The 12066-nt window shown below is 53.8% G+C and carries 11 protein-coding genes and 2 tRNA genes; 8 read left to right on the top strand and 5 right to left on the bottom strand.

Annotated features, from left to right (window positions below; genetic code table 11):
- Positions 1–20: 20 nt before the first annotated feature.
- The 3 genes from pmrB to dacB are packed head-to-tail and all read right to left on the bottom strand — an operon-like array spanning position 21 to position 3159.
- Complete coding sequence (pmrB, locus tag N6P30_RS04350; protein ID WP_023294664.1) at positions 21–1064, bottom strand: two-component system sensor histidine kinase PmrB; 1044 nt, start codon at positions 1062–1064, stop codon at positions 21–23.
- Positions 1061–1723, bottom strand: coding sequence for a two-component system response regulator PmrA (gene pmrA, locus N6P30_RS04345; protein ID WP_023294663.1), 663 nt, complete (start codon positions 1721–1723; stop codon positions 1061–1063). Before pmrA ends, pmrB begins: the two co-directional genes overlap by 4 nt.
- A 2-nt stretch (positions 1724–1725) precedes the next feature.
- Positions 1726–3159, bottom strand: coding sequence for a serine-type D-Ala-D-Ala carboxypeptidase (gene dacB / locus N6P30_RS04340; protein ID WP_021242259.1), 1434 nt, complete (start codon positions 3157–3159; stop codon positions 1726–1728).
- 228 nt (positions 3160–3387) lie between these two features.
- Between dacB and greA the strand changes: the two genes are divergently transcribed.
- On the top strand, positions 3388–3864 hold the full coding sequence (gene greA / locus N6P30_RS04335) for a transcription elongation factor GreA (protein WP_003861815.1): 477 nt from the start codon (positions 3388–3390) through the stop codon (positions 3862–3864).
- A 151-nt stretch (positions 3865–4015) separates the two neighbouring features.
- On the opposite strand, the gene yhbY is transcribed toward greA, so the two are convergent.
- Positions 4016–4309 carry a ribosome assembly RNA-binding protein YhbY gene (gene yhbY, locus N6P30_RS04330; protein WP_003861814.1) on the bottom strand — a complete coding sequence of 98 codons (294 nt, stop codon included), beginning with the start codon at positions 4307–4309 and terminating at the stop codon, positions 4016–4018.
- 127 nt (positions 4310–4436) lie between these two features.
- Here yhbY and rlmE point away from each other — a divergent pair, with 127 nt between their 5' ends.
- The 6 genes from rlmE to N6P30_RS04300 all read left to right on the top strand — a co-directional run bounded on the left by rlmE (position 4437) and on the right by N6P30_RS04300 (position 10029).
- Positions 4437–5063 carry a 23S rRNA (uridine(2552)-2'-O)-methyltransferase RlmE gene (gene rlmE, locus N6P30_RS04325; protein ID WP_003861812.1) on the top strand — a complete coding sequence of 209 codons (627 nt, stop codon included), beginning with the start codon at positions 4437–4439 and terminating at the stop codon, positions 5061–5063.
- Positions 5064–5165: 102 nt separating this feature from the next.
- Positions 5166–7100, top strand: coding sequence for an ATP-dependent zinc metalloprotease FtsH (ftsH, locus tag N6P30_RS04320; protein WP_013098921.1), 1935 nt, complete (start codon positions 5166–5168; stop codon positions 7098–7100).
- A 98-nt stretch (positions 7101–7198) separates the two neighbouring features.
- Complete coding sequence (gene folP, locus N6P30_RS04315) at positions 7199–8047, top strand: dihydropteroate synthase (RefSeq protein WP_008501468.1); 849 nt, start codon at positions 7199–7201, stop codon at positions 8045–8047.
- On the top strand, positions 8040–9377 hold the full coding sequence (glmM, locus tag N6P30_RS04310; RefSeq protein WP_021242257.1) for a phosphoglucosamine mutase: 1338 nt from the start codon (positions 8040–8042) through the stop codon (positions 9375–9377). The genes folP and glmM overlap by 8 nt, the downstream gene beginning before the upstream one ends.
- 223 nt (positions 9378–9600) lie before the next feature.
- Positions 9601–9933 (top strand): preprotein translocase subunit SecG, encoded by a 333-nt coding sequence (secG, locus tag N6P30_RS04305; RefSeq protein WP_021242256.1) that lies wholly within the window; start codon positions 9601–9603, stop codon positions 9931–9933.
- Positions 9934–9942: 9 nt separating this feature from the next.
- Positions 9943–10029: transfer RNA gene (locus tag N6P30_RS04300), tRNA-Leu, on the top strand.
- A gap of 179 nt (positions 10030–10208) precedes the next feature.
- Here the strand turns inward: N6P30_RS04300 and argG are convergent.
- Positions 10209–11555: an argininosuccinate synthase gene (gene argG / locus N6P30_RS04295; RefSeq protein WP_023294661.1), complete on the bottom strand. Its 1347-nt coding sequence runs from the start codon at positions 11553–11555 to the stop codon at positions 10209–10211.
- A 287-nt stretch (positions 11556–11842) separates the two neighbouring features.
- Between argG and N6P30_RS04290 the strand changes: the two genes are divergently transcribed.
- Positions 11843–11919 (top strand) — tRNA-Met (locus N6P30_RS04290).
- The last annotated feature ends 147 nt before the right edge of the window (positions 11920–12066 follow it).

Raw genomic sequence — 12066 nt, 5'->3', positions numbered from 1 at the left:
CCCCGTTATGGGGGCTTTTTTTATTCCAGCGTTGCGGGCAGCCAGCAGCTGGCGATTAAGCCACCTTCAGCGCCATTCTCAAGCGTTAGCCTGCCGTGGTGGAGCTGGAGGATGCGCTGCACGATGCTCAGGCCCAGCCCACTGCCTCCGTAGCGCTGGTCAAGACGGCGGAATGGCTCGGTAATTGACTGTCGGTGCGCTTCATCAATTCCAGGACCCTGATCGATAACGCTAATCTGCGTCCCGCCGTCGACCTCGGTTAATGTCACTGTAATCGTTGTCCCTGCCGGGCTGTAGCGCCCGGCATTCTCCAGCAGGTTGCGCAGCATGAGGCGCAGGAGAACGGCGTCTCCCTGAACCGTGAGCGCGCTTTTAGCGGGCCAAACCACCGTATGCTCTTTGGCTTCATGCCCCAGGCCGAGAGGTTCAATGATATTTTCCGTCCAGTTCACGGTTTCGTAGTGTCCGCTCGCCATGGCCTGTCCGGCCCGGGCCAGCATCAGCAGCTGTTCGACGGTATGCATGAGCTGATCGATACGGCTAATCAGCGTTGCGGCCTGTGGCGCACCTGACTGCGACATCAGCTCCAGATGGAGCCGGATGCCAGCAAGAGGCGTTCTCAGCTCATGAGCCGCGTCTGCGGTGAAGAGACGTTCCTGCTTAATGGTGCTATCCAGCCGGGCCAGCAGCTGGTTCAGGGAGGTCGTCACCGCGCCAATTTCTTCCATGTCGGAAAACATGGGAAGCGGGGTTAAGTTATCGGCTGAACGGTTAGCGAGGCTGGCGCGGAGTTTATTCAGCGGCCGGGTTATCCAGGTGACCGCCCAGAAAGAGAAGAGCAGGGTAAAGCCAACCATCACCAGGGAAGGGACCAGCAGCGAGGCAATCGCTTCGCGTATCTCTTTCTCAACGTGATTATTGCGCGCTTTCGCTGACAGCGTTTCGTTGACCAGAAAACCAATCTGTTCACGGCTTTCATGCCATAGCCAGATGACGCTTATCAGCTGGAAAAACAGGAGAATGACCGCCAGCAGTACCATCAGACGCCGACGCATGCTGTTCATTTCTGGCTCTCCAGACGATAGCCGACGCCGCGAACGGTTTTGATCCTGTCTTTGCCGAGCTTACGCCGCAGATTATGGATGTGGACCTCAAGGGTATTTGACCCGGGATCGTCCTGCCAGGAGTAGATATCCTGCTGGAGCGTTTCTCTGTGTACCGTTTGCCCGCTGCGCATGATCAGACGCGTAAGCAAGGCGAACTCTTTTGGCGTGACCTCTACGGCCTGATCCTGTTGCAGCACCTGCTGGGTTTGCAAATTCAGCGTAATGTCGCCGTCGGTCAGTAAGTTATCACTATGGCCCTGATAACGGCGAATCAACGCTCGCACCCGTGCCTGCAGCTCCGCGAGCGCGAAAGGCTTCACCAGATAATCATCTGCGCCTGCATCGAGGCCGGTGATACGATCTTCAATGGCATCACGTGCCGTCAGGATCAGGACGGGATTGTTGATGCCGCGACGTCGCCACTGGCTGAGCAGCGTGGCGCCGTCTTTATCCGGCAAGCCCAAATCGAGGATCACCAGGCTGTATTCGCCGCTCTGGATCAGGGCATCCGCCTCTGCTGCGGTGCTTGCACAGTCGAGAGCATACCCTTCATTGGCCAGCCCCAGCGCCAGCCCTTCCTGCAATAACAGATCGTCTTCAACTATAAGTAGTTTCATCGCTAGTTATTCTGGTAGATGTCCTTATAAAGCCTGCTTTCGAAGCGAACCAGCGGAATACGACGATTGCGCTGGTCGGTCGGTTCGACGGCATAGCCGGAAAGATACTGCACGAATGCCATGCGCTGTCCGCTGGCGGTAGTGATGAAGCCTGCAAGGTTATAAACCCCCTGCAGTGAGCCTGTTTTCGCGGAGACTTTGCCATCCACGCCCGCGGCGTGAAGCCCTGCGCGGTACTGCAGTGAACCGTCATGCCCGGCCAGCGGCAGCATTGAAATAAAGTTTAGCTCAGTGTCATGTTGTGCAATGTACTGAAGCACCTGCATCATCGTGGCCGGAGAGATCAAATTATGGCGCGACAGGCCGGAGCCATCGACGGCGATGGTATTACCCAGATCGATCCCCGCCTGCTGGCGCAGGATCTGCCGAACCGCGTCTGAACCCGCGCGCCAGGTTCCCGGCACGCCGAAACGGGCGTGACCAATCATGCGGAACACCGTATCGGCAATCATATTGTCCGACTTTTTCAGCATAATTCGCAGTAAATCGTGCAGCGGCGCAGACTGTTTGCTCGCGATGACCGTGCCGGGCTGGTTGACCTGCGTCTGACGAAGCAGGGTGCCGGAATAGGTTATTCCCGCTTGTTTCAGCTCATCTTTCAGAATGGCGCCTGCATAGCTTGCGCCATCCTGTATCGCAAAGGCCAGCGGCAGCGGATCGGCGCGCTGCGTCAGGCAGCCGGTGAGCGTGAAGCGGTTAAGGTCGCCTGGCACCACATCCAGTTCGCAATACTGGGCATCGGGGGAACCCTTGGCCAGCGTGCGAACCTGGCTAAACATGGTGACCGGGTAGTAGGACGCGATACGGATAAACGCTAAATCATCCGGCTTTGGCGCACTGTAAAGCGAAACCGAGAAGCAGTTGCGGTCAACAATCGCGGCGGCGGGCGGGGCGCTAAAGCACTGCGTCATGTCGTTCCACGGCCAGCCCGGGGCTTTGTCGTGGCTGGCAAAGATGGACGTGTCGATCAGCACATTGCCATCAATTTTCTGCACGCCGGTTTTTTTTAGCACCGCAACCATATTGCGGATATCCTGGCGTTTAAAGGTCGGATCGCCGCCAAAACGGGCGATAAGATCGCCTTTCAGTTCGCCACCCTCGACGTTACCTTTGGTTTCAAGGGTGGTCGTAAAACGGAAGTCAGGCCCGAGCTGGAGCAGAGCGGCGAGGGCGGTGATCACCTTTTGGGTACTGGCAGGCAGCGCCATCTGTTGACTGTGATAGTCAATCTCGGGAGCCTGTGCGCCAACCTTCTGCACCATCAGGGCAAGGTTCGCGCCTGCGGGAAGCTGATTAATGTACTCATCAACATTCGCGGCCTGGGCGGTGAACGTTATACTGGTAGTCAATCCGATGATAAAACTGGAAAATCGCATAATCTCGCGCTAACAACCCGAAAACAAACCGTCATACTACGGTGCATGGCACTGCAAAGTAAACGATGACCCATAGTGAACTTCGCGGTAAAATGCGTATCAAATTGAAAAATTGCTGCTGACCTGGGGCGTTGCTCCCGGGTCGGTTTTCTTTTTGCTTCTGGCCTGTTCAGGTGGGCTGGAGCAGGGAACACTGCTCCCAACAGGAATGTTTAAGAGGTATAACAAATGCAAGCTATTCCGATGACCTTACGTGGTGCCGAAAAACTGCGCGAAGAGCTGGATTTTCTGAAATCCGTACGTCGCCCTGAAATCATCGCCGCTATCGCGGAAGCCCGTGAGCATGGCGACCTGAAAGAGAACGCTGAATACCACGCCGCGCGTGAGCAGCAGGGCTTCTGTGAAGGGCGTATTAAAGATATCGAAGCAAAACTGTCCAATGCACAGGTTATCGATATCACCAAAATGCCGAATAATGGCCGTGTGATTTTTGGTTCAACCGTTACCGTGCTGAACCTGGACAACGACGAAGAGCAGACCTATCGCATCGTGGGTGATGATGAAGCTGACTTCAAACAGAACCTGATTTCGGTGAACTCACCGATTGCTCGCGGCCTGATTGGCAAAGAGCAGGACGATGTTGTCACCATCCGCACCCCTGGCGGTGAAGTGGAATACGAAATTATTAAGGTTGAATACCTGTAATTCGCTTCTCTACTAAGATGTTGATACATTGTAAAGAAAAGAAAAAGGCCGCGTAGCGGCCTTTTATCAACTCAAGGAGCATGGCATTTTGCTCGCCTGCTGACAGAAATCCCTCGTTTCACACAGAAAATGTGTTTAATTCAGGATATCCTTAACGTGGCAGCGAGATTTTACGCTCTTTAGATGGGCGGTAGAGCACCAGCGTTTTACCGATGACCTGTACATTACAGGCGCCGGTTTCGCGCACGATGGCTTCCACGATCAGGTTTTTAGTGTCTCTGTCTTCAGAGGCGATTTTCACCTTGATCAGCTCGTGGTGTTCCAGCGCTTGTTCAATCTCGGCAAGCACCCCTTCGGTCAAACCATTGTTGCCAAGCATCACTACAGGCTTGAGCGGATGTGCCAGACCTTTAAGGTGCTGTTTTTGTTTAGTACTCAGATTCATCGTATATTTTTGCTTACGTTGGGATTGAAAACGGTTCATTCTACCGCCATCTCCCTAATATCGCCAAATAGCTGCGTAGAAATTTACGTCACAGGCAAGTAACGATGAACCAGAACGGAAATGTTAAATGACAGGTAAAAAGCGTTCTGCCAGCTCCAGCCGCTGGCTTCAGGAACACTTTAGCGATAAATATGTTCAACAGGCACAGAAAAAGGGGTTGCGTTCCCGTGCCTGGTTTAAACTTGATGAAATACAGCAAAGTGACAAACTTTTTAAGCCGGGGATGACGGTTGTTGACCTTGGTGCGGCACCTGGCGGATGGTCCCAGTATGCGGTAACGCAGATCGGCGGAACGGGCCGAATCATCGCGTGCGATCTTTTACCAATGGATCCCATCGTCGGTGTCGACTTCCTTCAGGGCGACTTTCGTGATGAATTAGTGCTGAAAGCGTTACTTGATCGTGTAGGTGACAGTAAGGTCCAGGTTGTCATGTCAGATATGGCACCAAATATGTGCGGAACACCGGCGGTGGATATCCCCCGCGCCATGTATCTGGTGGAGCTAGCGTTAGAAATGTGTCGTGATGTACTAGCGCCTGGTGGTAGTTTTGTTGTGAAGGTGTTTCAGGGCGAAGGTTTCGAGGAGTATCTTAAGGAAATTCGCTCCCTGTTTGCGAAGGTCAAAGTTCGTAAGCCGGACTCTTCCCGGGCCCGTTCCCGTGAAGTGTATATTGTAGCGACCGGGCGAAAATGATAACCGGGAGATTTCAGACGAAAGTTTGAATGAAACTGGATATAGAGTATCCTGACGCTGTTTTTAACACAGTTGTAATATGAGGTTAATCCCTTGAGTGACATGGCGAAAAACCTAATACTCTGGCTGGTCATTGCCGTTGTGCTGATGTCAGTATTCCAGAGCTTTGGGCCCAGCGAGTCGAATGGCCGCAAGGTGGATTATTCTACCTTCCTGCAGGAGGTCAATCAGGACCAGGTTCGCGAAGCGCGTATCAACGGACGTGAGATCAACGTTACCAAGAAAGATAGTAACCGTTACACGACTTACATCCCGGTGAACGATCCTAAGCTGCTTGATAACCTTCTGACCAAAAACGTCAAAGTGGTAGGCGAGCCGCCAGAAGAACCAAGCCTGTTGGCTTCTATCTTCATTTCCTGGTTCCCGATGCTGCTGCTTATCGGCGTCTGGATCTTCTTTATGCGCCAGATGCAGGGCGGCGGTGGCAAAGGTGCCATGTCGTTCGGTAAGAGCAAGGCGCGTATGTTGACGGAAGATCAGATCAAGACCACTTTTGCGGACGTTGCCGGGTGTGACGAAGCGAAAGAAGAGGTCGGTGAACTGGTTGAATACCTGCGCGAGCCGAGCCGTTTCCAGAAGCTGGGCGGTAAAATCCCGAAAGGCGTGCTGATGGTTGGCCCTCCGGGTACCGGTAAAACCCTGCTGGCGAAAGCCATCGCGGGTGAAGCGAAGGTGCCGTTCTTTACTATTTCAGGTTCTGACTTCGTCGAAATGTTCGTGGGTGTTGGTGCATCTCGTGTGCGTGACATGTTCGAGCAGGCCAAGAAGGCGGCACCGTGCATTATCTTCATCGATGAAATCGACGCCGTAGGCCGCCAGCGTGGCGCAGGCCTGGGCGGTGGTCACGATGAACGTGAACAGACGCTGAACCAGATGCTGGTTGAGATGGACGGCTTCGAAGGTAACGAAGGTATCATCGTTATCGCGGCAACTAACCGTCCGGACGTACTTGACCCGGCGCTGCTGCGTCCAGGCCGTTTCGACCGTCAGGTTGTTGTCGGTCTGCCGGATGTTCGCGGTCGTGAACAGATTCTGAAAGTCCACATGCGTCGCGTACCGCTGGCGCCAGATATCGACGCGGCAATCATTGCGCGCGGTACTCCGGGCTTCTCCGGTGCGGATCTCGCTAACCTGGTCAACGAAGCTGCACTGTTTGCTGCTCGCGGTAATAAGCGCGTCGTGTCGATGGTGGAGTTCGAGAAAGCGAAAGACAAGATCATGATGGGTGCGGAACGTCGCTCCATGGTGATGACGGAAGCGCAGAAAGAGTCCACGGCTTACCACGAAGCCGGTCACGCGATTATCGGTCGTCTGGTGCCGGAACACGATCCGGTGCATAAAGTGACGATTATTCCGCGCGGTCGTGCGCTGGGTGTGACCTTCTTCCTGCCTGAAGGCGACGCGATCAGCGCCAGCCGTCAGAAGCTGGAAAGCCAGATCTCAACCCTGTACGGCGGCCGTCTGGCAGAAGAGATTATCTACGGTCCGGAACATGTTTCTACCGGTGCGTCGAACGACATTAAAGTGGCGACAAACCTGGCACGTAACATGGTGACTCAGTGGGGCTTCTCCGACAAACTCGGTCCGCTGCTGTATGCAGAGGAAGAGGGTGAGGTGTTCCTGGGCCGCTCTGTCGCGAAAGCGAAACATATGTCCGATGAAACGGCTCGTATCATCGACCAGGAAGTGAAAGCGCTGATTGAACGTAACTACGGTCGCGCGCGTCAGATCCTGAATGACAACATGGACATTCTGCATTCCATGAAAGATGCGCTCATGAAATATGAGACCATCGATGCACCGCAGATTGACGACCTGATGGCGCGCCGCGAAGTGCGTCCGCCAGCAGGCTGGGAAGACCCAGGCGCTTCCAATAACTCTGACAACAATGGCACCCCGCGTGCGCCGCGTCCGGTTGATGAACCGCGTACGCCAAACCCGGGCAACACCATGTCAGAACAGTTGGGCGATAAGTAAGTCACTGCTGTTGAAGCGTTTGTCTGTACCTCAAACCCTGGAGCTTGCTCCGGGGTTTTTCATTTCTGTTTAACCATTTAGATATCAGGGATTTCGCCATGAAATTATTCGCTCAGGACTCGCATCTCGATCTTTCACATCCCCATGTGATGGGGATCCTGAATGTTACCCCTGACTCCTTCTCTGACGGCGGCACGCATAACACGCTTATCGAGGCGGTTAAGCATGCGAATTTAATGATTAATGCAGGTGCCACCATTATTGACGTTGGCGGTGAATCGACGCGTCCCGGTGCGGCGGACGTGTCTGTGGAAGAAGAGCTGGCGCGCGTGGTGCCGGTCGTTGAAGCAATCGCGCAGCGGTTTGAAGTGTGGATCTCTGTAGATACCTCCAAACCGGAAGTGATCCGAGAAGTGGCGAAAGTGGGCGCTCACATTATCAATGATATTCGTTCACTTACTGAGCCGGGGGCGATTGAGGCGGCTGCGGAAACCGGGCTGCCGGTTTGCCTGATGCATATGCAGGGGCAACCGAAAACCATGCAGGACGCGCCGAAGTATGACGATGTCTTTGCCGACGTAAATCGCTTCTTTATTGAGCATATCGAACGTTGTGAACGTGCCGGTATCCCAAAAGAGAAATTGCTGCTCGACCCGGGGTTCGGTTTCGGTAAAAATCTCTCACACAACTATGCGCTGCTTGCGCGCTTATCGGAATTCCATCACTTTGGCCTGCCGCTGCTGGTGGGGATGTCGAGAAAGTCGATGATTGGCCAGTTGCTGAATGTAGGCCCGAGCGAACGCCTGAGCGGCAGCCTGGCCTGCGCGGTGATTGCGGCGATGCAGGGGGCGCACATTATTCGTGTCCATGACGTCAAAGAAACAGTAGAAGCCATGCGTGTGGTGGAAGCCACACTGGCAGCGAAGGAAAACAAACGCTATGAGTAATCGTAAATATTTTGGTACCGACGGTATCCGTGGGCGCGTAGGCGATGCTCCCATCACCCCTGATTTTGTCCTGAAGCTCGGCTGGGCTGCCGGCAAGGTTCTGGCGCGTCATGGCTCACGTAAAATTATCATCGGTAAAGACACCCGTATTTCCGGCTATATGCTGGAATCCGCGCTGGAAGCGGGGCTGGCGGCGGCTGGACTGTCCGCCTCTTTTACAGGCCCAATGCCAACGCCTGCGGTCGCGTATCTGACGCGCACCTTCCGTGCGGAAGCAGGGATTGTCATCTCGGCCTCTCACAACCCGTTCTACGACAACGGCATTAAGTTCTTCTCTATTGATGGCACCAAGCTGCCGGATGAGGTGGAAGAAGCCATTGAAGCTGAAATGGAAAAAGAGATCACCTGTGTTGATTCCGCCGAGCTGGGTAAAGCGAACCGTATCGTTGATGCGGCGGGTCGCTATATCGAATTCTGTAAAGGCACCTTCCCGAATGAGCTGAGCCTGGCCCACCTCAAAATTGTGGTGGACTGTGCAAATGGCGCGACCTATCACATCGCCCCGAATGTCTTCCGCGAACTGGGTGCGAAAGTAATCGCCATCGGCTGTGAGCCGGATGGTCTGAACATCAACGAGCAGGTCGGTGCGACGGACGTTCGTGCCCTGCAGGCGCGCGTGCTGGCAGAAAAAGCCGATCTGGGTATTGCGCTGGACGGCGATGGTGACCGCGTGATCATGGTTGATCACGAAGGTAACAAGGTCGACGGCGACCAGATCCTCTACATTATTGCGCGTGAAGGTCTGCGTCAGGGTCAGCTGCGCGGCGGTGCGGTCGGGACGCTGATGAGTAACATGGGCCTGGAACTGGCGCTGAAACAGCTCGGTATTCCGTTCGTTCGCGCGAAAGTGGGTGACCGCTATGTGTTGGAAAAATTGCAGGAGAAGGGCTGGCGTATCGGCGCTGAGAATTCAGGTCACGTGATCCTGCTCGACAAAACCACCACCGGTGACGGTATTGTGGCCGCGTTGCAGGTGGTTGCCGCCATGGCGCGAAACCATATGAGCCTGCACGATCTGTGTAGCGGCATGAAAATGTTCCCACAGATCCTGGTAAACGTACGTTTCACTGCCGGCAAAGGCGATCCGCTGGAAAATGAGAACGTGAAAGCGGTAATGGCTGACGTTGAAGCGGCCCTGGGCAGCCGTGGACGCGTGCTGCTGCGTAAGTCTGGTACTGAACCGCTGATCCGCGTGATGGTGGAAGGCGAAGACGAAGCGCAGGTAACCGAATTTGCGCACCGTATTGCGGATGCTGTTAAAGCTGCATAATCTTGCACGCTAAATGTTTAAAAAGGCGGCGTTTGCCGCCTTTGTTTTAAGCAATTAATGGCTTTTTGCTGTTTTTTTCCGCAGTTGATACAATGCGTCGAAAATGCCCTTGCGAAGGTGATTCGCTTTGGTTAGTATTCACACCCGCTTCAGTGGGAAACAGAAATCCTGCTAATTGGTCGAAGCATTGGTATGCGGCAAATCCGCAAGGAACAGGTTGATTATGTACGAAGCTCTTTTAGTTGTTTTCCTTATTGTAGCCATCGCTCTCGTAGCGCTGATTATGCTGCAGCAAGGTAAAGGCGCTGATATGGGAGCCTCCTTCGGAGCAGGCGCTTCCGGTACGCTGTTCGGTTCAAGTGGTTCTGCGAACTTCATGACCCGCACGACGGCGATTCTGGCGACGCTGTTCTTCATCATCAGTCTGGTGCTTGGCAATATCAACAGCAACAAGACCAGCAAAGGAAGCGAGTGGGAAAACCTGAGCGCGCCAGCAAAAACTGAGCAGACTCAGCCAGCTGCACCGGCTAAGCCAACCAGCGATATCCCGCAGTAAGTATTCCGTACCGAGGTGGTGGAATTGGTAGACACGCTACCTTGAGGTGGTAGTGCCCTAACGGGCTTGTGGGTTCGAGTCCCATCCTCGGTACCAATATTCCAGAAGAAAGACGTCGAAAGACGTCTTTTTTTTCGTCTGTAGCTTTTGCCGTTCGTAGGCCCGGTAAGCGCAGCGCCACCGGGCAAAATGGCGGGTGGCGCTGCGCTTACCCGCCCTACAAAAGCCGAACAAAAAGGCGCCCATTGGGCGCCTTTTGCATGTTTCATTATCGATTACTTCTTATCGCTGTGTTCCAGGTTTTCAACCTGCGGCAGGCCGTTACCTGAATTCGCAGAGAGCAGGCCATTCTCAACATAGTTGAACAGCTTCTCACGGGTATCGGTGATGTCCAGGTTACGCATGGTCAGCTGGCCAATACGATCGTCCGGTGAAAACACTGACTCACCTTTCTCCATGGTCAGACGCTCTGCTTTATAGGTCAGGTTATCAGACACGGTGTTCAGGATGGAGTAGTCGTTACCGCGACGCAGTTCCAGGGTCACTTCACCGGTAATTGCACTCGCCACCCAACGCTGCAGCGCATCACGCAGCATCAGCGCCTGCGGATCGAACCAGCGGCCCTGATACAGCAGTTTGCCCAGCTGACGGCCATGAGAGTGATACTGCTCAATGGTGTCTTCGTTGTGAATACCAGTCAGCAGACGCTCGTAAGCAATATGCAGCAGCGCCATTCCCGGGGCTTCATAGATGCCACGGCTTTTCGCTTCGATGATACGGTTTTCAATCTGATCGCTCATGCCCAGGCCGTGACGACCACCAATACGGTTTGCTTCCAGCATCAGCTCAACGTCATCAGAGAAGGTTTTGCCGTTCAGCGCAACCGGATGACCACGTTCGAAACGCACGGTCACTTCTTCTGCCGGGATCTTCACGTTCTCATCCCAGAACTTCACGCCCATGATTGGGTTAACGATCTTCACGCTGGAGTTCAGGAATTCCAGGTCTTTCGCTTCGTGCGTTGCACCCAGCATGTTGGAGTCGGTGGAGTAGGCTTTCTCGACGGACATCTTATAGTCAAAGCCGCAGGCGATCATAAACTCGGACATCTCATGACGACCACCCAACTCGTCGATGAAGTCGGTATCCAGCCACGGTTTGTAGATCTGCAATTCGGCGTTGGTCAGCAGGCCATAACGATAGAAACGTTCAATATCGTTTCCTTTATAGGTGCTGCCGTCACCCCAGATGTTGACGCCGTCTTCTTTCATGGCGGCAACCAGCATGGTACCGGTGACCGCACGGCCCAGCGGAGTGGTGTTGAAATAGGTCAGGCCGCCGGTAGTGTTATGGAATGCACCACACTGAATAGCCGCGATACCTTCCGCGACCAGTTGCTTACGGCAGTCAATCAGGCGCGCGTTCTCTGCACCATACTCTTTCGCGCGACGAGGAATGGCATCATAGTCGTCCTCATCCGGCTGACCCAGGTTCGCAGTATAAGCATACGGAACCGCTCCCTTCTGGCGCATCCACAGCAGTGCAGCGCTGGTATCCAGGCCACCTGAGAAAGCGATGCCAATACGTTGTCCTACCGGAAGATGCTTGAGAATCGTCGTCATAGAATAAAACCCTGCTTGATTGACTGATTAGAGACCGCTTTCGCTCTCTTGTGCATTTTTATGCAAAATAAGTGAGTATTCATTTAATCATCTTTTGGCGAATACCGGAAGAGACTCGTGCGTTTTTTGTAAAAATTTTGGTCTGATCGATCTGGCGGAAGTCGCCTTGACAGGTGGGGTCAACTATCAATATACTAAACGCCGATTTTACGTCCCGTCTTCGGTACCAAATCCCAGCATTATTTGCAAATTCTGTCCAAAACGCGTAGAATTTGCCACGTTTCAGGCGCGGGGTGGAGCAGCCTGGTAGCTCGTCGGGCTCATAACCCGAAGGTCGTCGGTTCAAATCCGGCCCCCGCAACCACTTTCCCATAAAGTTCTTTTTCAAATATACTGTGAAGACTTAGAGCCTTCGTAGCTGGATTTGAAAAAATTCTTTCGGAGAGTGCTCCAGGCCACAGTTGTGGCTATAGGGTTCAGTTATCTAAAGCCCCGATTTATCGGGGTTTTT

It is taken from the genome of Enterobacter sp. PL1, from assembly GCF_945957325.1.
In the GTDB taxonomy this organism is placed as follows: Bacteria; Pseudomonadota; Gammaproteobacteria; order Enterobacterales; family Enterobacteriaceae; genus Enterobacter; species Enterobacter roggenkampii.
The sequence above is the reverse complement of the archived record's forward strand: the minus strand, read 5'-3'. Positions and strand labels throughout refer to the sequence as shown.